Here is a 20,781-nt window from a genome sequence, read left to right as displayed (position 1 = left end):
TGCCCCCTAAAAAACCACTGAGCCATCAATTTGACATTGAAGTAGCAGTAGATCACACATGAGCAGCTGTGCAGCTAACCACACCTCATCAAAATGCGCCATGATTGGGGCTAACGTTAACCATAAAATCAATAAACCGCTAACCATAGTGACCGGAAAACCAATCGAAAAAATATTTAATTGCGGCGATGCACGAGTCATCACACCAAAGGATAAATTGATTAGCAACAAGGCAATAATCGCAGAAATCGACATCGTTAAGGCTGAGCCGAACATGAAACTGCCCCAATCAGCAAGGGCACGGTAATTAGCAATTGATATGCCTTGATTTGAAATTGGAATCGTTTCAAAACTGGCTACCAACATCCGCAACATCAATAAATGTCCATCTACGGCTAAAAAAATTAATGTGGCGAGCAATAGAAAAAAGTTACTCACTACGGGTGTTTGTTCACCGGATCCTGGATCGACCATAGAGGCAAAACCTAAACTGGTTTGCATACCAATAATTTGCCCCGTTAACACAAAAGTTTGCATCACCATTAAGGTGACAAAACCCATAGTGACCCCGATCAAAATTTGCTGAGCAATCACAAAAACGGAACCTAATGCCATTAGCTCGATATTTTCAATAGGAGGCAGCATAGGCGCAACGGCCATAGTTATCGCAACAGATAACATCAGCCGAACTCGAGCGGGTGTAGTATTTGCGCCAAACACAGCCATTACCATCAACATGGATGAAATACGAAAAAAAGGCAAAAGATAGGCCGCAATTGTTTGACTGATTTCATCAAACAAAATATCCACAACTTAACCTATAACCTGTGGGATGAGGTTGACCATCTCATAAAAGAAATCCATCATAGTTTGCACTAGCCAGTGGCCTAAAAACATCAATGCAAATAAGGTCACGAGTAAACGTGGTAAAAAACTTAAGGTTTGCTCGTTAATTGAAGTTGCAGCTTGAAAGACCGCCACAATTAAACCAATAAATAAGCCAGGCAAAATAATCGCTGACACTATCAATACAATAATTGACAGTGCTTCTCGAAAGATATCAATGAGCGATTCTGGAGACATAAATACGAGGCCTTATATTCCGAAACTATTCGCTAATGTGCCCATCACAAGACCCCAACCATCAACCAGTACAAACAGCATGATTTTAAAGGGTAACGACACAATCATTGGTGACAACATCATCATCCCCATCGCCATTAAAATACTGGCAACCACTAAGTCTAAGACTAAAAAAGGCACAAACAGCATAAAGCCAATTTGGAATGCCGTTTTCAGCTCACTAGTAATAAATGCAGGAATAACAACGCTCATTGGCGTTTGTTCAGGAGATTGAATGTCTTTATAGCCTGATATTTCAATAAAAGTTTGTAAGTCTGTGGTGCGAACTTGCGACAGCATGAATGTTTTAATTGGCTCTTTGCCAACGTCATAAGCTTGGGTTAAGGTCATGGTTTCATTGATATAAGGTTCTACGGCTTCAGCATAAATCTTGTCAAACACGGGCGCCATAATAAAAAAAGTCATAAACAAGCTAATCCCAATCAATACCTGATTCGACGGTGTTTGTTGTAACCCCAAAGCTTGTCTTAATATCGATAACACCACAATAATACGGGTAAAAGAGGTGAGCATAATCACCATGGCAGGAATAAAGCTCATTGCCGTCATCAGCAATAAAATCTGCATGGTTACCGAATATTCAGTGGTTCCATCAGCACCAGTTGTAACCGTCAATGCAGGTAACACTCCGTCTTGAGCCAGTGCAGAGGGTGATAGAACAACGGCCACTAACGTCAGTATCGCCAACACCAATGCTGTTATGTACTTATTCATTATTGCTGTTCCTTGGCTTGTTTTAGGCGACTGGCAAACGAGGAAAGTGGAACGTCGACAGGGGTAGATAACTTATCGATAAGATTAATCTGTTGCGAAGTCACGCCAAGTAAATATTGCTGACCATTGACCTCCACCAATACCACCTTTTCACGCTGTCCAATGGGCGTCACAGCAATCGTTTTAATGATTCCACCATTTGATGGGACTAACTTAAGACGTTTCACAATATACGCTAACAAGAAAATCAGCGCTAAAACGACAATTAATCCACCAACCATATTCGCTAAGGTTGCAACATTAGAGGTTTCGGCGGGCCGAACTAAGGTGTTACTAGCTAAAGTGCTAGACATTGCAGGGGCGCTTAATGCCTCACTCATGATGCCGAGCATTGGTATCATATTAGCCACTGTGATTCCTTGTGATAGTTAACCCACCAAGCAAAGACTCAATGAATACTGATCTCTGCTTCGTTAGTGTAAATGGTTATTTTAACTTTTTAATACGTTCAGTCTGGCTAATAACATCAGTTAAACGAATACCAAATTTGTCATTAACGACCACCACTTCCCCATGGGCAATCAAGGTGCCATTAACCATAACATCCAGAGGCTCACCTGCGACGCGATCAAGCTCAACAACAGAGCCTTGGTTCAACTGGAGTAGATTTCGAATGCTAATAAAACTTCTTCCAACTTCCATAGAAATGGTCACAGGAATATCTAGGATACCATCCAATTTTGCCGCTTCTTCTTTAGAAATAGGCTTGGACTCGTCGACTAACTCATCTAATTCGACATGTTCCGCTTCTTCTAAAGCCTGTTCAGCCATTGCTGCAGCCCAGTCATCGCCAGTATCTTCTGTACTCATTTACTTCACCTTATAAGTCTGAAATATCACGCGACTTGCCTTTGCGAGTCACTAATTGCAGCTCTGTTTTAACCGTTTCTGGCCGCGGGATTTTCTCACTGATTTTTAATGCTAAGTTATCGCGTGATTTACCCATTTTACAGCGGTAAGTTGGTAAGCCCTCTATTCGCATCATAATATGTTCAGGCAAATCAATCGGAATAATATCACCCGCTTTAAATCCCATCACATCACGTAAAGTCACTTCATGCTCAACCACATTGACATCAAAACCAACTTGCACGTCCATGATCTCATCACGTAATGCTTGCGACCAGCGCATATCGGTATCTTGTTTATCACTTTGAACACCGGCATCGAGTAATTCACGTATTGGTTCAATCATTGAATACGGCATAGTGATGTGGAAGTCTCCCCCCCCACCGTCGACTTCGATGTGGAATGAGTTAATCACCACCACTTCAGTTGGACTGACAATGTTGGCCATGGCAGGGTTCACTTCAGAATCGAGGTATTCAAACTCCACGTCCATTACCGGCGCCCATGCTTCTTTGTAATCTTCAAAAATAATTTTAAGCAGTAACTGGACTATTCGGCGTTCTGTTGGAGTAAATTCACGACCTTCAATTTTGGCATGAAAACGGCCATCACCACCAAAGAAGTTGTCGACGAGAATAAAGACTAGTCTTGCTTCCATGGTAATTAACGCTGTGCCTTTTAGTGGACTAAAACGCACCATATTTAAACTCGTTGGAACAAATAGCGTATGTACATACTCACCAAACTTAAGCATTTGTACGCCATTAATTGACACTTCTGCAGCGCGACGCATCATGTTAAACATACTGATGCGTAAATGCCGAGCAAATCGCTCATTGACGATTTCAAGCGTTGGCATACGACCGCGCACAATACGATCTTGAGATGAGAAATCATACGATCGTGCATCAGCACTATCTTCTACAATCTCATCATCATCATCGTCATCGACACCATGTAATAGCGCATCAATCTCATCTTGGCTTAATAAATCACTCACATCATCGCCTTAGCAGTTAACGCTTTTAGTTATTGCATGACAAAACCAGTAAACAGGACTTTCTCTACCACTTTAGTTCCTGTTATTGGTTGCAGCGTATTCTGAACATTGAGTAAGGCTAACTGGCGCAGCTCGTCTTTACCGGCTTGGGTACTAAGCTTTTGCACATCAGCAGCACTAAAGGTCGTTAATAACGCATCTTCAATTAAAGGAATATGTTTTTGGGTCAATACACTATTACTTTCACCACGCACCATTAATTGGACTTTTATTTCAACTAAACGAGCACGGTCAGCGCCAGGTAAATTAAATAAAAAAGGTCTTGGCATACCGACATACTCTGCTTCAGAACTGACTATCGGCGCAGCGGGATCGGCAGATGCATCACCACTGACGTCGGTAGCGGCAGGCTCGTCCGAGCCCATAAAAAACCACAATCCGCCGCCAATAAGCAAAACTAATACTAAACCAATGCCACCAAAGATGAATAGTTTCTTGCTTTTTTTACCGGTGTTAGGGGTGTCGTTTAACTCTAATTCTTGTTCAGGCATTATGGTTCCTAATCAACATTGTGATTAACATTATAACTTAACTGAATAACTCGTTATTCTTGAAAAGATATATTAATGCTATAGGTTACCTGCTTAAGCATAATAATCTATAGCAGAATGTAAACTCCTTGATGGATTTGTCATCAAGCTAGGCTCTTGTGCTGAAATTTCATCCAATTGCGTATCTCCAGCAGCATGTTCACCAGATTGTCCTTGCTGATCACGCCCGCCATCGCCTTGAGAAACCTGACTGTCTGTTAGTTGTAATCCTTCTTGGGCAAGCATATCGCGTAATCGAGGCATTGCTTGCTCAACAATATCACGGGTTTGCGACTGAGCAACATGAAACTGTACTTGGGTTTGATCACCATGAATTTGAATTTTAACGGTTAAATGCCCAAGTTCCGGCGGATCTAAACGAATTTCAGCTTGCTGAATACCATTACTGACCATAGTAATTAACTGCTGCTTCATGACCGGAGAAAAGCGCTGGATCATCTCTTGCATTTGCGCACCATGATCGCCTTGCGGTTTCAACGATAACTGAAATTGTGGTACATCACTTTTATGTATCGGAGTAAAACTACTCTGATTTTGTAAAGCCTTAGTGTCGGTATCACCGATATCATTCACTGCGTCTAAACCCAAGTTAGCCGAATTTATATTGGCTGACAGTTCTCCTGATGCACGCTTGGTCGCTAGGGAATCTAGGACCACAGAAAAATCAGCTTTCGCCAGCATTTTAGCATTATCAGTATCTGATTGAATATTGGCATCAATACCAGTGCTATCACCTAAAATCGTCTTAGGGTCGGCAGATATCGCTGAAGAAGATGCAAGAGTGGCGCTAGCCTCCAAAAAAACGGTGCGGTCTAATTTAACAACCGCAGAATTAAGACCCGCAGAGCCAGTTTGGCCTGGAACGGTGACACTGGCGGCAATTGATTTATCAATTTGGTTTTGTTCTTCAGATCTAAGGATACTTTTTGGGGAATCGTCACTACTGTCCATATCTGCAGACACCATCGCTAGAATGGATTCATCAACAACAGGCGCTTGTAAATTAAAGTCACTAATTAACTCGCTTAAGCCCTTAATGTCTAGTGCTTGTAAATCATTTTCAGATAAATTGGCAAATGCCATTAAGCTGGATATATCTTCAGGGCTAAGCTGAGAAAGAGCTTCTTTGGTAGAAAGAGAGTCAGCGGGTAAATCAATAGCATCAGTGAATAGCGCCCCCATCTCTGACTGACTATCGCTATTCAGCTCATCAATAATACTGCTGTCAGGGTCGATCAAAGATATCGCGTCAAAACCAATATCTAATGTATCCACATGCGGCAATTCATTTCCGCCAGAGGAATGACGTTTATTTAATGCATCGGCCATATTAAGCTGAGCAAAAATCAATTCAATATCAGCATTTTCTTCAGTAGATAAATCAAGGTCATTGGCAGCATCGACTTGATCCACTTCAGCGTCTAACGATACAGGTGCACTATTGGCGTTAGGCCGCGAAGCAAGTTCGGATTCACTCGCTTGATTAAAAGCAGACAAGAATGATGTATTTTCAACACCTTGCATGTTTCCTTTTGTACTAAGATCAGCAGATTTACTGCTATTTCCAAGTAAGATATTGCTCATCTGCTGCATAATCAGCTCCACTCAATCAAACAAAGTTAGGTCATTATCGTCTAACAAACAGCTATCAAATTACCTCGATGAATCATATGTCGATATTAGGTAATATCAATAGAGTCATTACAAACCTCATCATGAGGTTTCCACTGTCGCTTCGCTGACGATTTCTATTCCAATGTAAACTTAAATTTATATTAAGCAATTTAAGTGCCAATAAATATTAGTTAATAAAGTTTAGATAATAAATAGAGTTTGAACACGAACCAATCAAAGGGATTGCGGTAAAACGAATGTTAGATTTGGAGGCTATGACTTAATTGATTTTTGACGGTAATATTGTTGCATAGCAAACTCATCTGACATTTTTTGTTCACGTTTTGCTTCTACGACCATAGCCTTTTTGGCTTTCTGAGCGAGTAACATTTCTACCGCTTTGCGTTTTTGTTGTTTTTCTTGCCAGTGAACTTGACGGTAACCCACTTGTTTTTCGGCATCTTTAACCGCTGCTACTTGTTGGGTAATAGCACTATCAACTTGACGAATAAACTGATGAAACTGATGGTACTGATTAGCACGTAATGTCGTGCCCGTGTGCCCTTCCATCTGCTTCATGTAATCTAAACGGTAATTGTTTAGCGCATCGAGCTGCCCTTGGCGTTTTTGTTTTTCAAATTGAGCCGACTTGAGCTGCAATGCCGCTTGTTCCTCGGCAGCAGTCGCTAGCTTCAATACCGTTAATAATGGGTCTGTGCGAGTCATCTAGGTTATCCCTGACATTGAGCGGCAATTTGAGTCAACATCACTCGGCTTTCTTCAAATGAGACAGGTTCTTTAAACCCTTGACGTAAAAAAGCATTCATTGCAGGTTGTAAACGTATCGCATTATCAATCCGAGGATCACTGCCTTGTGAGTACGCGCCAATTGAAATCAGGTCACGATTTTGCTGATACAAAGAATACATCTGTTTGACTTTACGCATCGCCTCTAAGTGTTCTCCACTTATCACCATTGGCGCAACGCGGCTAATTGATGCTTCCACATCAATCGCGGGATAATGACCCGAATCGGCAAGTTGACGAGATAGCACAATATGGCCGTCTAAAATCGCTCGAGAAGCATCTGCAATCGGATCTTGCTGATCATCACCTTCGGTCAACACAGTATAAAAAGCCGTAATAGAACCTTGTCCAGCTCCGCCATTACCGGCGCGCTCAACCAAACGGGGTAACTTAGCAAACACAGAGGGTGGATAGCCTTTGGTTGCTGGCGGTTCTCCTACCGCAAGCGCCACTTCACGTTGCGCTTGTGCATAACGTGTCAAGCTGTCCATTAACAATAAAACATCGTAGCCTAAATCACGAAAATATTCGGCTATACGAGTCGATGTTTCACAGGCACGTAAACGCATTAATGGCGAAGTATCTGCCGGTGCAGCCACTACAACCGAGCGGGCACGACCTTCTTTACCTAAAATTTCTTCAATAAATTCTTTAACTTCGCGGCCACGCTCGCCGACTAATCCCACCACAATAATGTCGGCTTTAGAACCTCGAGTCATCATGCCTAGGAGCACACTTTTACCTACCCCAGAGCCAGCAAACAGCCCCATTCGCTGACCTTTACCTACGGTTAACATCGAATTAATGGCACGAACACCGACATCTAATGGTTCGGTAATGGCACGTCGAGACAATGGATTAATGTAAGGACCATGACGGGCTGCGTATTGATCCGTATTCAATGGCCCCAAACCATCTAACGGCACGCCGCTACCGTCTAATACTCTACCTAACAATGCTAATCCGACATTTAATCCAGATTGCTCACCCAAGGGTTGAACCCGTGCGCCAGGCAAGACACCTCGCAGCTCTTCAATAGGCATTAAATACAACAGTTTGTCATCAAAGCCAACCACCTCAGCAACTAACTCACCAACCATGGTTTCAATGGAGCATAAACTGCCCACAGGCGCACGACATCCTGTCGCTTCTAAGGTTAAACCAACAACCCTAACTAACTGGCCGCTAGCGACGGGTCTAAGCGGTAGCACGTGTTTATGATGCACCGACAGTTTATTGAGGAGTTTATGTTGACGGGTGGTCATCGATATTTCCTTGAGATAGACCTTTGTTCTGTTGCTGATCGTCATCGCCTGCGCTACTACCCGCTGGTGCACTTGTATTGAGCGTTATATCGTTATCGACAGTGGCATTTTTATCATGCTCAACATTGAGTGATGCAGCTGAGCCATCTAGAACATTTTCAGCGACAGATTCAGTCGCATTAGTATTCTGAGCAACATCGGTTTGTCGAGTCTCGAGCTGATTATCTTGGTCGGGAGCAGTATCTGAAGCGGCTTGATCGTCGACAGCCTCAATGCCATCAGCAGACTCAGAGGCTTGTTGATACTCTGTCAAATTATCGACTGATGTTGTTTGATATTGTGGATGAGTAGACTTTTGTTGTTGTACATTTTTAGCTATCTGATTCGACTGCGCATCCAATTCACTAAAGACTTGATTGATACGTTGCTCGACGCGTAAATCAACGGAGGAGCGGACACTTTCAATAATACAGTCGCCATTTGATAAAGTAGGATCGATATCAATTTGCCAGTTATTTTTTTGTAATTGTTCAGCACTATAGCATTGGCTGACGATTTCAGCATCGGCTTGATTTAAGCGTAATTTAACCAGTTGTTCTTTTAATGGTAGGGCGTCAACACCTTGGCGTAACGCTGATAATATATGCTCTGGATGTGTTTTTAGTTCGTGACCAATTACCGACTTTGCTAAACTGATTGTCATGGCGAGCAATTCTGCTTCAATTTCGTTATCAACGATTGATAATGGCAACTCAAATTGAGTCATAATGTGATTAAGTTGCTCAACTAACTGATTAACTTTAGTTTGACCAGCCTCATAACCTTGTTGTTCGCCTTGAGCAAAACCTTGCTGATGACCTTGCTCTAATCCTTCTAAACGCCCTTGTTCCAGCCCTTGTTGATGACCTTCTTGTTGACCTTGCTCAAACCCCTCTTGCTCTGCCGCTGCGCGAATATCTTCGATTTGTGCCATCGTAGGCGGCGCCATAGACTTCTCGGGGCCAGAAATGGGGTTTGGCCGATGAGCTTCAGAAAATTGACCAAATAAATTTGAAGGATCGTGACTGCTGTCTTTGGTAATATCAGGTAATTGCCAATGGCTAAACTCATGCTCATTATCGGCATTGGTGACATCTTTAGGCACTTTTGATTCAGACATAATTGGTCACTTGTGTTATTGAAAACATTGGCTCAAAACAAAATAATAACAGGAGTACAATGTATTAGCTTTACTGACAACAAACGAATTAGGCAAGTAAATTAGGTATATCTTTCAGACATACCTAATTGTAGGATTATAAGAACTCGTCACCGCCACCGCCGCCAAGCATAATTTCACCACTGTCACTGAGTCGACGTGCAATAGACAGAATTTCTTTTTGTGCTACTTCAACTTCACTGATACGAATAGGCCCCATGGCTTCTAAGTCATCACGCAGTAATTCTGCAGCACGCTTGGACATGTTCCCCAGAATTTTCTCTTTTAAAGCTTCATCTGCACCTTTGAGTGCCTTCATCAAGATATCTTGCTGTACTTCACGTAACAATGCCTGAATACCACGGTCATCAACGTCAATGAGGTTTTCAAATACAAACATCATGTCTTGTATTTGTTGCGCCATCTCTTCGTCAGACTCACGCATAGTTTCCATTATTTGGCTCTCAATACCAGTATCGAGGTAGTTCATAATATTGGCTGCAGCTTTCAAGCCGCCCATTTTGGCTGCTTGCGCACCACCTTGACCCGCAAATTGTTTTTCCATGATGTCGTTTAGCTCTTGCAATGCTGCTGGCTGAACTTCTTCAAGATTGGCAATACGCATCATTAAATCTAAACGAGTATTTTCAGGGAACTGACTAAAAATTTCAGCGGCTTGATCCGGTTCTAAGTAAGACAAAACAATGGTTTGAATTTGAGGATGTTCATTTTGAATAATGGTCGCCACTTGGCGGGCATCCATCCACTTTAAAGAATCAAGCCCCTTAGCGCCGCTGCCCATAATAATTTGTTCAATTAAGTTACCAGCTTTATCTGCCCCCAATGCCGCGGTTAACGCTTTACGGACGAATTCTTCACTGTTAAAACCAATTGAAGAGAATTTTTGAATATCATCTAAAAATAGCTTGTGAACCCCAATGACTTTTTCTTGACCAAAGTCATCCATCGCCGCCATCGCCATACCCACTTTTTGTACCTGCTTAGGCTCTAAGTGTTTCAAAATTGACGCAGCATCCGCTTCACTCAAACTGAGCAACAAAATGGCTGTTTTCTCAACACCAGTAACTAAATCTGGGTCAAATGCCGTTGATTTCTCTGTTTTTTCTACTTTATCTTTAGCCATTGTCTTGTAACCAGTTTTTAACTACTTGAGTGGAAAGTTCAGGCTCGTTAGCCACTAACGCTCTAATTGCTTTAATCATATCATCATCTTTATGCAAATTAGGTATATGAATTGAGCCATCATCAGCATAACTGTATTCCGCCTCTTTAGTATTGAGCATACCTAAGGTATCTGCTGCATACTGATCTTCAATTTCTGCTAACTCATGTCCAGGACGAACATCATCTGGCATGTTGATCCCATTAGGATTGGTGAGCTTCTTAAGCATAGGACGAACCACAGCCAAGATAAGCACTAAAATAACAATCGCACCTAATGCTAGCTTAATTGCACGCCAAAACCATGGTTGTTCCCACATATCAGGTTCAGGTAACTCTTCAATTAGCTGATCCATAAAGGGAACGGTTACCACTTCAAGAGCATCACCACGCTGGGTACTAAACCCAACAGCGCCCTCGAGTAAACGACGAATATTAGTTAACTCTTGCTCAGTTCTCGCTACACGAGTGACCTGGCCATTTTCATCTACTTGCCCAGGTTTAAAGTTAATCGCTACTGACACACTCACACGGCGTACCACACCAATTTGCTGACGAGTATGGCTGATAGTTGTATCTAATTCATAATTACGAGTCGCTTCTTTTGAAGAATCGCCAGATACGGTTGAAGCTGTCGCTTCACCTGCAACTTGCGGAATATCAGACTCCATCGGCGGTTGATTACTTAGCGCACCAGGAATACCACCAGAACTTCCACCCGTTGAGTTACGTTCAATGGTCATCTCACTTCTAATAGCCGGTAAATCTGGTGAAAAACGTTTTGCGGTTTGCTCTACTGCAGTAAAGTTCATATTAACATCAACCTGAGAAGTAAAGTTCTCTGGGCCTAAGATTGGCATTAGGATTGAGTCAATTTTTTTACGGTATTCAGCTTCTTGTTGCTGCACGAGCTCTTGCTCACGACGTGCTCTTGCTGAGGTACCATCTTGGCTACCTGAATTCAGCAAACGCCCATTGGAGTCAGTTACCGTTACACGAGAAGGCTCTAACCCTTGAACAGCCGAACCAACAATATCAACAATCGCATCAATCTCTTCTTGGCCTAAACCACCACGGCGCACACTCACAACTACTGTAGCACTTGGCTTAGAAGCATTGCGGGCAAAAACATTTTCTTTGGGTAACGCTAAAATAACTTTAGCACGGCTAATACTTTTTAATTCTTCAATAGCTCTGGCTAGGTTTTGTTCTTGGCTTTGTTTTAAGCGCGCTTGTTCCATACGTTGGCTAACACCAAAACCACTGTCTTGGCTTAAATAATCGTTAGCTTGAGTGCTACTTTGAATCCCCGCACGGCTAAGCAGTAACTTTACTTCTTGATATTTATCTTCAGGTACTTTCACAACATCGACGTTGATTTGATACTCGATTTGGTTTTTATCAAGCACATCTAAGACTTGGATCATCTCAGCTGTTTCCATTTTACCCAGAGGTCGATAATCTGGCTCTTGTGCCCACATCATCACAAACACAGCGAGCGCTAGGCATATCGCTAGTGCCAAAATCATGATCACTTGGCGCATCATATCTGCACCGCCGATGCCGCCAAGCAGCCCAGATTTATTCTCTTGCTGGACGCCGCCATCAACTGTTGAATCTGAACCTACCATCATGTCTGTGCTCACAATACGTACCTGCTATATCTAATGTTGTTATATTATTTAGTGCTTAACGCTATCTGCAGCTAAACAGGCATACTCATAATTTCTTTATATGCTTCAACGAGTTTATTACGTACCTGCACCGTTGCTTCAAAGGCAACACCGGCTTTCTCACGCGCAATAACCGTATCAGAAAGGGTAACCGTCGTATCGCCCATGTCTAAACGAGTGGCTAAATTGGACGAGTTTTGTTGTAACTCATTGACAGTGCCGACAGCCTGAGACAATAACTGACTGAAATCGACGCCTGTGGTGTTATTCACTTGCTGAGTAAGATTAGGTCGAATTGATGAGCCAATCGAAGGGGCTATTTCGCCACGAAGTGACTGCATTTCTTGCATTAATGGATTTGCGCTAATCTGCATGATGTAACTCCCTTTCGTCGACTTTTTGACGACAATAATAACTAATAAAGAGTTAAAGCAATTTAGATGCCAATATTAGAAGAAATATAATATGAGTAGATAAAATGGCGGGAAACAGAGCAAAAGTAACCGTTCCATTAGATAGGACAGGTTACTTTTTGCATCTTGACAGATGTTAGCAATAAATAAGCAAAGTTAATTAGACTATAAATCATAAGGTTAATTAACCAATTACAGATAACGCTAAGCAGGAAGTTGAATGCCCATATCACGCATTTTGGCCATCTTATAACGTAATGTTCGAGCACTTATACCGAGTTTTTCAGCGACCTTTTTTCGACTCCCCTGACATTGATTCAAGGTTTCTAAAATAATCACATGTTCTTGGGCCTTTAATTCGTCACCTAAGCCATCTACTTCAATAGACTGCTCTGTCTCTGCATATTCTGTGGCAACTAACTTCACATCAGCAGAGTCGATAATAATATCATTGACACCAATGTCATCATTTACTCGTAATATCAAGGCGCGTTGAATAACATTGTCTAACTCTCGCACATTACCCGGCCAGCGATGAGTCAGTAACCGTCGAGTTGCCGCATCATCAAGTTTAGGCACCGACGTCATATTCAATGCTTTAGCATGCTTCGCCAATAAATGACGTGCTAACGGAAGAATATCCGCAGGACGTTGGTTTAGTGCTGGCCACGTCAGTGGAAATACGTTAATGCGGTAATATAAATCTTCTCTGAATTCGCCAGACGTCGCCAACGATTTCAAATCGCGGTTTGACGTTGCGAGAACTCTCACATCTAATTTTATGGTTTTACGGCCACCTAAACGCTCTACTTCGCGCTCTTGTAATACCCGTAATAATTTTGCTTGTAAGCCAAGCTCCATCTCAGAAATCTCGTCAAGCAATATGGTGCCGCCCTGAGCTTGTTCGAACTTGCCTGGACAAGCTTGATAAGCACCAGTAAATGCACCTTTTTCATAACCAAATAAGGTGGCTTCTAACATGTTTTCTGGTATTGCCGCACAATTAATCGCAATAAATGGCTGCTCATTACGTTGGCTATGCTGGTGAATATAGCGTGCCAGCACTTCTTTACCTGAACCACTCGGGCCCATGATCATGACCGAAGCATCTGACACCGCAACGCGCTGAGCCAGCGCCAACAATGCTAAACTTTTCTCATCGGCAACCACGGGATTGTCGTGATTTTGTTTTAAAGGCAAATAGCGTGATACCTGATTTAATAACACTTCTGGTGCAAAAGGCTTAGCAAGATAATCTACTGCGCCTAATTTCATCGCACTAACAGCACTGTTAATCGTGGCATATGCGGTCATTAATAATACCGGCACTTTAGGTTGATGTTGTTGTAAATAACTCAGCAAGCCCATACCACCGATGCCATCCATCTGCACATCGCTAATCACCATATCAAAGTGGTTTACTTTTAAGGCCAATATAGCCTCTTCAGCACTGCCAACATCAACACAGTCGTAATGGGCAAGCATCAGTGTATCAAGCAATGCTTCACGTAAATCAGCATCATCTTCAACTAATAGAATATTTGCTTCAGCCACGCGCCACCTCCTGAACACTCATTTTGTTAATGTGCGGAAAGCTCAAACGAATATGGCAACCCATACCGGGTTTACACGACAACTGTATCTGTCCACCATGGTTTCGTACTACCGACTGCACAACAGCTAAGCCTAAACCTGTACCTTGACTCTTTGTTGTAAAAAACGGCTCAAGTATTTGTTGCTGCATTGACGGTTCAAGCCCTTTGCCATTGTCAATAACATCCAATAATAGACCATCAGGCGTTTCACTGGCGCTGACTTTTATTTTTGTGGCCCCTGCTTCAATACTGTTCATCACTAAATTATTTACCGCTGAACTGAGCGCATTCGCATTGGCAAGCATCAATGAATGTGAAGTATCTTCAACAACCAGCTGACAATGTTTTTTATCTGCAATCGGTTCACAACTGGCCATCACTTGGCTGATTATCTCATCCATTGAAACAGATTCAGCCATTCCATCTTGGCGTCCTCTAGCCATAAGTAACATGTCATTTACTTGACGCTCGAGTTCATTGAGTCGGTCAACCAACTTAGATTGAAACTTAGACCGTGCAGAATCGGTTAATTTAGGACTAGCAAGATTAGAAGCGTACAGAAGCGCTGCAGATAATGGGGTGCGTACCTGATGTGCTAACGTGGCCACCATTTTCCCTAACGCCGATAAACGTTGTAAATGAGATAGGTTTTTCTGCAGTAAACGGGTTTCGGTAAGATCAGTTAACACAATTAACTGCCCAGGTTCAGGGGCTAACGGTGTAATAGCCAACTTTACCCGTCGGCCATTTTTTAGCGACACTTCGTGTCCATCATCATCTTGAGGTGCAAAAGCACGATGAATAATATCAAACCAACGTAATCCTTGTAGAGGTCGGCCTAATAGCTCTGTTGCAACCGGATTAGCTAACGTCACAACACCATCACCATCAATGATCACCACGCCAGATGGCATAGCTTGAAGAATATGCGCCATTTGATTCGACATATTGGCGGCCTTACTGGAATATGAACTGACGAGAGACGTTGCTATGCCTGTGGCAATGAATGAGCTTGAGTGAACACGTCCCTGATTGGTATGACTTTGTACATTTGAATTCACGTCAATTGCAGACGTTTGTGTTTCCGCATCAGTGATAGCGAAAGACGAAGCTGACGCAGATAATTCAAAGTATGAATCGTCTGTCTGGGTTAACGCTCGTGCTGAATACATGGTCGCTCCGTCAAAAAAATAACATTTGACTAACCCAATGCATTTACCGTGCCAAGCAAACATTTTGTCGTAGCTGAAACATCGGTGCACGGTTCCTCAGCAAGCTACGCAAACGAAAAAACACACTCTTAGTGTGTTTTCATTACAATATCAATTAATTACAGTTTAATTATTCTTTACTTAAACCATATTTACGCATTTTTTCGACTAATGTGGTACGGCGAATACCAAGCATCTCAGCCGCTCTTGCGACAACATTATCTTGCTGTTCGAGTGCCTGACGGATCATGTCGATTTCTAATTCGGCCAGTAAGTCTTTTAAATTAACCCCTTCCGGCGGCAATTCACTTGGAAAGCGAGTTTCGGGTATTTCGACAGGCTCTTCATCACTGAATATCGATGCTAACGCATCACGTTCTAGCTGTTCTTCACTGACTTCAATACAATATTCTGGCACATCAATATAACGATACTTATGCGGTAAATCGTTGACATCAACCAGTCCGCCTGGGTACAAAATCGTTAAGCGCTCAATTAAGTTTGATAATTCACGCACATTACCGGACCAAGGATGCTCTTTTAATGATTCAATGGCTCGTTGAGTAAAGCGAACCTTACCACGGCCTTCATTAAACACTCGGTTAACGAGTTCGTGCAGCAGTAACGGCACATCATCACGTCGCTCACTTAACGCCGGCATTTCGATTGGGAACACATTTAATCGATAAAACAAATCTTCACGAAATTCATTATCTACAATCATGGTTTCAAGGTCGCGATGCGTAGCTGCCACAATACGTACATCTGTGGCAATCGTTTTACTGCCACCAACACGCTCAAAAACCTTTTCTTGCAATACACGCAACAACTTAACTTGCATCTGCAATGGCATGTCACCGATCTCATCGAGAAATAGCGTACCGCCTTCAGCCATTTCAAAACGACCTTTACGTGCAGATATTGCCCCGGTAAAAGAGCCCTTCTCATGGCCAAATAACTCACTTTCAAGTAACTCAGCAGGAATAGCACCACAGTTAACAGGAATAAATGGGCCATCACGTCGTTCAGACAAATAATGAATATTACGTGCAACCACTTCCTTACCTGTGCCAGATTGCCCCAACACTAATACAGTTGCATCAGAACTAGATACTTGACTAATCAAGTGTCTAACGTTAGCAATACCTTCACTGCGCCCCACTAGGCTTCTGAATAACTTAGTCTGATTACCGTTTGTTAAGGTATGCTCACGTTTTGCTTGACCAAACACTTGGCAAAAATGCAATAACTCAGTAAGTTGCGGATAATTTATCGGTTCTTCGATCAGCCCAAGCACATTTGATAGATGAATATCAATATCACCCAGCAAGAGTATGGGTTGCCAAGGAGCTGCAGCGATAATGTTTTTAATACTATCGACATCGATATTTTCATTCACAATGACAACTGCTCGGTACCGAGAAAGCTCGACTAAGGCTGCTAAAGATTCATTAGAAACAATGTCACATTGCTCACCTAAGAATTCTAAAATACAGCACAAACGGGTCACGCGCTCTGATGGGGTACCGACAATTAAAATTCGTTGTTCTATTTGCATCATTCAGAAGGCCAAAAGCTCTTGTTATAGGTATTTATTCGGAATGGTTGCGTCGCACACAGCAACAAAAACCAAAGTACATTGCAGCCATAACAGCTGACAACACTGACAGTATTCTAGCATTATTCCTAAAACATGATCGTAAATCCGCAAAATTCTGGGTAGAAAAACGAACTTAGGGATAAATATTGTATTATCAGCTCACCATAAGCAAGCACCAGTTACATTTTATCTACATTGACCCACATTTTAATAGCAATATGCTGCTTTTTTATTCGAAAAATCTAATGAACCAAGTTTCGTTTGAACTGAGAGGTTAAATATAGACTCGCCATAGCATCATCTCACGGTAATAAATAGATGAAAAATGATGAATTAGATACATGAATTTCATGTAATGAATTGAAGACTAATAGAAATAAAAAAAGACGCGAAGCGTCTTTTTAGTTGAAATACAGAACACTGTAAGGATTAACTCACTTCAGAGGTTAGCTCGTGCATATCCTGTGGGATTGCATCCCAACCTTCTTTAATAGTTTTCAAAATAGACACTACATCGTCAATAGCTTGAGAGTCATTATTGAGATTGGCTTCAGACATTCTGCGTAACATGTAATCGTATAACTGAGTCAAATTACCAGCAACCTCAGCACCTGCATCCATGTTCAAACTGCCATTTAAGCCGTTAACGATACCGATAGCTTTACCGATTAACACACCCCTGTTAGCAATATCGTTATTCTCTATAGCTAATTTAGCCTGAGCTAGTCGCTCAAGTACACCCGCAAGAAGCATCTGAATTATACGATGTGGTGTTGCTACAGCCAAATTGCTGTCAACTGAAACTTTTCGATATGATTGCATTGAACCGCGCATATTTATACCTACCTATTTGAATCTATTGCTTTATATACATTAATTTGACGTTTAGTCGTATTGCCAGCCTGTAATAGTGCTTGACGAAAATCCATGATTTTCTGACTTTTTTTGATCAATGTCTGAGTTAAATCATACTGTTGTTCGAGTATATCTCTATCAGTAAAATTATTGTCAGCTACTAAGGCATTCAACAAACTTTGACGCGTTTCAACCAGTGAATGCAATTCTAATACCACATCAGGTAAAAAATCATCTTCTGGTTTAGCTTTATCAATTTTATCAATAGTAAACAATATTTTACCATTTACTTCATCAATCATTTTGAGTGAATACGTCAAAACAAAACCTCATACTCATAGATAGTTCATGGATTAACTAAACCCCAAAAGCCAAAAAACTGCCATATTGGTTTATTTGTTCTTTGATACCACACCAGGTAAGGAATCTATACGAGAAAGTAAATTGTTACCTTGGCTATTTAAGTTAGCCACAACCAGATCCATAGCATTAAACTGTTTATATAAGCGATCACTAAAAGCAGCCATACGCTCACTCAGCTGTGTTCGACTATCTTCAATTCGAGATAGTTGTTCATCTAATGAGGTGTCACGGCTTTCCATGATACCTCCTGACTTTATATAGCTATCCATTAAGTTCGATATTTTACTACCTAAACCTGTATCTTCAGTGCTAAATAACTCAGCAATAGAGCCTTTATCATTGTTAATGCTATCAGTCAGTTTAGTCGAATCAATTTCCAGTAATCCTTCACGAGTAGTTTTTACTCCAAGGTTGGCGAGCATTTTTGATCCGTCAGAGGTGTCAACGCTACTCGACAGCATGCCACGAAGTTGACTTTGAATACTTCGAGGTAAAGCATCACCTTGTAAAATACCTGCAGCTTTAGTGTCAGGATTATAACCCGTTAAATCTTTGATAGTTGTCATCACAGTATTGTAAGCCTCAACAAACCCCTCAATCGCAGTTTTGGTTTTTGCTGTATCTTTACTTACTGTCAATGTGGTTGTTTTATTAATATCTGCAGCGGTTAATGAGAGTGACACTCCGGTAATTCCCTCACTGATGGTATTACTTTGTGAGACAACTTTTACACCATCAATATAGGCAATGGCATTTTTAGCCGGGGTCAGCTCAGTCATAGAAAAAGTATCTGCTAAGCCAGTATTACCATCAGTATCTGTGGCACTAACACTGATAGTGTTATCTTCACCAGTTTTTTTAGAACCTAGCACTAACTGAGGACCTAATTCACCATTGATAATTGTGGCAGTAACATCATTATTATCCTCAGATTTATTGATCTTATTCATGATATCAGTCAGTGTGTCAGTGGCTGCGATATCGATATTAAAGCTATCCCCAGTTCCTAGAGCAATACTTAACGAGCCCTCACCAATAGCTGAGGTTTTATCTGCCACCACAGCGGAACCGACTTTTTGACTTTGGGCGAGTTGTTCTACTTTTACCTGGTAACTACCCGATACCGCAGTTTTATCAACTGTCGCTGAAAGATAATCTTTAGTAGAGGTTGCTACTTTTTGACTGCCAAAGGTTTCTGGTTTTGTTAAAGCAGCTATTTTGTCTTTAAACTCCGACATGGCACTTTTTAAAGAGCCGATACCAGAAATTTGTGCATTAATTTTACCTTCATTAACATCAAACTTGGCAGTTTTCCCTGCACTTTCTGCATTAACAAGCGCGGTAACAATACCACCGATGTCAAGACCTGAACCTATACCAACTGATGTTAATCCCATAATAACCTCTGCAATTTCATCTAAAAACAAACCTGCTAATAATTGTTTATTTTATTGGTCAAACTTCCGTTTTCATCAACAAACCAGTCACTTCATTCAATTTCTTGGCAATATCAAGCGCTTCTTCATTAGGAATTTGACGGATTAAATCACCCGTTTTAACATCGATGACTTTAACCACTTGTATGCCTGATTCCTCATCGATATTAAAGGCTAATCCTTTTTGCATCACATTCATGCTAGCAGCAATATCATTGACAGCTTGATTTAATTCTTCGGCATCAACTTTAGAAGCCTGATTAACCTGTTTAATCGACCTGCTTGCATCCCCAGCATTCTGGATACCGTCTTGTGGTTGATCAACATTTGCAATACTGGACTGTTTATCGACAAGATTAGACAGGCTATCTTTTCGTAAGTTGGTATTTAATGCTGTTACATTAATATCCATAATACACCTCTAAAGAACGCATAAAATAAAGCAAATACCACACCAATTTTGAACTACATACCTATCAAGAGTTAATCACATTTAGTTTCACTTAACTAATAACAAGTTATTATGGTAACTCTGCTCATTTATTACTGTTAAAACACAAAAAGGGAGAATCGCTAACGACTCTCCCTATCTTTAACCTTTACTTAGCTATTCACTATTATAGTAGTGATAACGCGGTTTGAGGTAACTGATTAGCCTGAGCCAACATTGCAGATGATGTTTGCGACAAAATCTGCTGCTTAGTTAACTGAGCAGTTTCTTGAGCAAAATCTACATCCTGAATACGACCACGTGCATCAGATACGTTCGACTGAATGTTGCTCAAGTTATTAATGGTGAAGTTCATACGGTTTTGTACCGCACCTAAATCAGCACGTTGAGCATCAATACCACCAATTGCCGCATCAATCACAGCGAGTGCATCTTGAGCACCTTTTGCTGTTCCAATATCAATTGAACTCACTTTATTAAGCTTTGAAGCTCCTGCGGTAGCCGTAGTACCACCACCGAGTAATTCATCTGCTGATGCACCTGTAACAGTAAATTTATCCGATGATGATAGCTTCAATTCAGACGTTTTACTTACTGCTGCATTAGTTGCACCTGCAACTAGACCTCCAAGTTTTGCTGTACCCGCTGTCGCACCAGCAATTTGAATACCATTTACATTTTTAGCTGTAAGACTGATAACACTGGTATCTTTATCGTAACTGACATCATAACCCGCTTTCC

22 protein-coding genes are annotated in these 20,781 nt (G+C 41.5%); all 22 read right to left on the bottom strand.

The genetic code is table 11. The annotated features are described in order from the left end of the window. Nucleotides 1–6: 6 nt before the first annotated feature. On the bottom strand, nt 7–810 hold the full coding sequence (fliR, locus tag ACED29_RS04935; protein ID WP_182698019.1) for a flagellar biosynthetic protein FliR: 804 nt from the start codon (nt 808–810) through the stop codon (nt 7–9). Between the two features lie 3 nt (nt 811–813). Further along, the gene (gene fliQ, locus ACED29_RS04930) at nt 814–1,083 is read right to left on the bottom strand and encodes a flagellar biosynthesis protein FliQ (protein WP_182698018.1); all 270 of its coding nucleotides are present in this window, start codon (nt 1,081–1,083) and stop codon (nt 814–816) included. Nucleotides 1,084–1,095: 12 nt separating this feature from the next. After that, complete coding sequence (gene fliP, locus ACED29_RS04925) at nt 1,096–1,857, bottom strand: flagellar type III secretion system pore protein FliP (RefSeq protein ID WP_182757211.1); 762 nt, start codon at nt 1,855–1,857, stop codon at nt 1,096–1,098. Then, entirely contained in the window at nt 1,857–2,258 is a 402-nt protein-coding gene (fliO, locus tag ACED29_RS04920; protein WP_371697198.1) for a flagellar biosynthetic protein FliO, read from the bottom strand. The genes fliP and fliO overlap by 1 nt, the downstream gene beginning before the upstream one ends. Before the next feature lie 85 nt (nt 2,259–2,343). Continuing rightward, nucleotides 2,344–2,727 (bottom strand): flagellar motor switch protein FliN, encoded by a 384-nt coding sequence (gene fliN, locus ACED29_RS04915; protein ID WP_124016933.1) that lies wholly within the window; start codon nt 2,725–2,727, stop codon nt 2,344–2,346. A 10-nt stretch (nt 2,728–2,737) separates the two neighbouring features. Beyond that, on the bottom strand, nt 2,738–3,766 hold the full coding sequence (fliM, locus tag ACED29_RS04910) for a flagellar motor switch protein FliM (protein WP_124016932.1): 1,029 nt from the start codon (nt 3,764–3,766) through the stop codon (nt 2,738–2,740). A gap of 29 nt (nt 3,767–3,795) precedes the next feature. After that, on the bottom strand, nt 3,796–4,320 hold the full coding sequence (fliL, locus tag ACED29_RS04905) for a flagellar basal body-associated protein FliL (protein WP_371697197.1): 525 nt from the start codon (nt 4,318–4,320) through the stop codon (nt 3,796–3,798). 90 nt (nt 4,321–4,410) lie between these two features. Next, the gene (locus ACED29_RS04900) at nt 4,411–5,970 is read right to left on the bottom strand and encodes a flagellar hook-length control protein FliK (RefSeq protein ID WP_371697172.1); all 1,560 of its coding nucleotides are present in this window, start codon (nt 5,968–5,970) and stop codon (nt 4,411–4,413) included. Nucleotides 5,971–6,264: 294 nt separating this feature from the next. Then, nucleotides 6,265–6,717, bottom strand: a complete 453-nt coding sequence (gene fliJ / locus ACED29_RS04895; RefSeq protein WP_124016929.1) for a flagellar export protein FliJ — start codon at nt 6,715–6,717, stop codon at nt 6,265–6,267. Nucleotides 6,718–6,722: 5 nt separating this feature from the next. After that, on the bottom strand, nt 6,723–8,063 hold the full coding sequence (gene fliI, locus ACED29_RS04890; protein WP_124016928.1) for a flagellar protein export ATPase FliI: 1,341 nt from the start codon (nt 8,061–8,063) through the stop codon (nt 6,723–6,725). Beyond that, nucleotides 8,044–9,222: a flagellar assembly protein FliH gene (gene fliH / locus ACED29_RS04885; RefSeq protein ID WP_371697171.1), complete on the bottom strand. Its 1,179-nt coding sequence runs from the start codon at nt 9,220–9,222 to the stop codon at nt 8,044–8,046. The genes fliI and fliH overlap by 20 nt, the downstream gene beginning before the upstream one ends. Nucleotides 9,223–9,358: 136 nt before the next feature. After that, nucleotides 9,359–10,405, bottom strand: a complete 1,047-nt coding sequence (gene fliG, locus ACED29_RS04880) for a flagellar motor switch protein FliG (RefSeq protein ID WP_273059472.1) — start codon at nt 10,403–10,405, stop codon at nt 9,359–9,361. Then, the gene (gene fliF, locus ACED29_RS04875; protein WP_165870119.1) at nt 10,398–12,077 is read right to left on the bottom strand and encodes a flagellar basal-body MS-ring/collar protein FliF; all 1,680 of its coding nucleotides are present in this window, start codon (nt 12,075–12,077) and stop codon (nt 10,398–10,400) included. Before fliF ends, fliG begins: the two co-directional genes overlap by 8 nt. A 71-nt stretch (nt 12,078–12,148) precedes the next feature. Next, complete coding sequence (fliE, locus tag ACED29_RS04870; RefSeq protein ID WP_124016924.1) at nt 12,149–12,490, bottom strand: flagellar hook-basal body complex protein FliE; 342 nt, start codon at nt 12,488–12,490, stop codon at nt 12,149–12,151. Nucleotides 12,491–12,733: 243 nt separating this feature from the next. Continuing rightward, nucleotides 12,734–14,083, bottom strand: coding sequence for a sigma-54 dependent transcriptional regulator (locus ACED29_RS04865; protein ID WP_182742510.1), 1,350 nt, complete (start codon nt 14,081–14,083; stop codon nt 12,734–12,736). Next, entirely contained in the window at nt 14,076–15,296 is a 1,221-nt protein-coding gene (locus ACED29_RS04860; protein ID WP_310741671.1) for a HAMP domain-containing sensor histidine kinase, read from the bottom strand. Before ACED29_RS04860 ends, ACED29_RS04865 begins: the two co-directional genes overlap by 8 nt. A 169-nt stretch (nt 15,297–15,465) precedes the next feature. Continuing rightward, nucleotides 15,466–16,896 carry a sigma-54-dependent Fis family transcriptional regulator gene (locus ACED29_RS04855; protein WP_182698011.1) on the bottom strand — a complete coding sequence of 477 codons (1,431 nt, stop codon included), beginning with the start codon at nt 16,894–16,896 and terminating at the stop codon, nt 15,466–15,468. A gap of 468 nt (nt 16,897–17,364) precedes the next feature. Then, nucleotides 17,365–17,769: a flagellar export chaperone FliS gene (fliS, locus tag ACED29_RS04850; RefSeq protein ID WP_371697170.1), complete on the bottom strand. Its 405-nt coding sequence runs from the start codon at nt 17,767–17,769 to the stop codon at nt 17,365–17,367. Nucleotides 17,770–17,777: 8 nt separating this feature from the next. Continuing rightward, nucleotides 17,778–18,110, bottom strand: coding sequence for a flagella biosynthesis chaperone for FliD, FliT (locus ACED29_RS04845; protein ID WP_371697169.1), 333 nt, complete (start codon nt 18,108–18,110; stop codon nt 17,778–17,780). 72 nt (nt 18,111–18,182) lie between these two features. Then, nucleotides 18,183–19,550 (bottom strand): flagellar filament capping protein FliD, encoded by a 1,368-nt coding sequence (gene fliD / locus ACED29_RS04840; protein WP_371697168.1) that lies wholly within the window; start codon nt 19,548–19,550, stop codon nt 18,183–18,185. Nucleotides 19,551–19,608: 58 nt separating this feature from the next. After that, complete coding sequence (locus ACED29_RS04835; RefSeq protein ID WP_371697167.1) at nt 19,609–20,001, bottom strand: flagellar protein FlaG; 393 nt, start codon at nt 19,999–20,001, stop codon at nt 19,609–19,611. Between the two features lie 205 nt (nt 20,002–20,206). After that, nucleotides 20,207–20,781, bottom strand: a 575-nt coding sequence (locus ACED29_RS04830; protein ID WP_371697166.1) for a flagellin, incomplete at its 5' end; no start/stop codon positions are given.

Origin of the sequence: Shewanella sp. 5S214 (assembly GCF_041439795.1) — a bacterium.
Taxonomy (GTDB): domain Bacteria; phylum Pseudomonadota; class Gammaproteobacteria; order Enterobacterales; family Shewanellaceae; genus Shewanella; species Shewanella vesiculosa.
This window is presented reverse-complemented; position numbering and strand designations above follow the sequence as displayed.

Bases quoted from the DNA above. Each gene is read 5' to 3' on its own strand.
- fliF (WP_165870119.1), bottom strand. From the start codon at position 12,077: ATGATGGTAGGTTCAGATTCAACAGTTGATGGCGGCGTCCAGCAAGAG.
- ACED29_RS04900 (WP_371697172.1), bottom strand. From the start codon at position 5,970: ATGCAGCAGATGAGCAATATCTTACTTGGAAATAGCAGTAAATCTGCT.
- fliH (WP_371697171.1), bottom strand. From the start codon at position 9,222: ATGTCTGAATCAAAAGTGCCTAAAGATGTCACCAATGCCGATAATGAG.
- fliD (WP_371697168.1), bottom strand. From the start codon at position 19,550: ATGGGATTAACATCAGTTGGTATAGGTTCAGGTCTTGACATCGGTGGT.
- fliO (WP_371697198.1), bottom strand. From the start codon at position 2,258: ATGATACCAATGCTCGGCATCATGAGTGAGGCATTAAGCGCCCCTGCA.
- fliS (WP_371697170.1), bottom strand. From the start codon at position 17,769: ATGCGCGGTTCAATGCAATCATATCGAAAAGTTTCAGTTGACAGCAAT.
- ACED29_RS04860 (WP_310741671.1), bottom strand. From the start codon at position 15,296: ATGTATTCAGCACGAGCGTTAACCCAGACAGACGATTCATACTTTGAA.
- fliE (WP_124016924.1), bottom strand. From the start codon at position 12,490: ATGCAGATTAGCGCAAATCCATTAATGCAAGAAATGCAGTCACTTCGT.
- fliN (WP_124016933.1), bottom strand. From the start codon at position 2,727: ATGAGTACAGAAGATACTGGCGATGACTGGGCTGCAGCAATGGCTGAA.
- ACED29_RS04835 (WP_371697167.1), bottom strand. From the start codon at position 20,001: ATGGATATTAATGTAACAGCATTAAATACCAACTTACGAAAAGATAGC.
- ACED29_RS04855 (WP_182698011.1), bottom strand. From the start codon at position 16,896: ATGATGCAAATAGAACAACGAATTTTAATTGTCGGTACCCCATCAGAG.
- fliP (WP_182757211.1), bottom strand. From the start codon at position 1,857: ATGAATAAGTACATAACAGCATTGGTGTTGGCGATACTGACGTTAGTG.
- fliJ (WP_124016929.1), bottom strand. From the start codon at position 6,717: ATGACTCGCACAGACCCATTATTAACGGTATTGAAGCTAGCGACTGCT.
- fliQ (WP_182698018.1), bottom strand. From the start codon at position 1,083: ATGTCTCCAGAATCGCTCATTGATATCTTTCGAGAAGCACTGTCAATT.
- fliI (WP_124016928.1), bottom strand. From the start codon at position 8,063: ATGACCACCCGTCAACATAAACTCCTCAATAAACTGTCGGTGCATCAT.
- fliG (WP_273059472.1), bottom strand. From the start codon at position 10,405: ATGGCTAAAGATAAAGTAGAAAAAACAGAGAAATCAACGGCATTTGAC.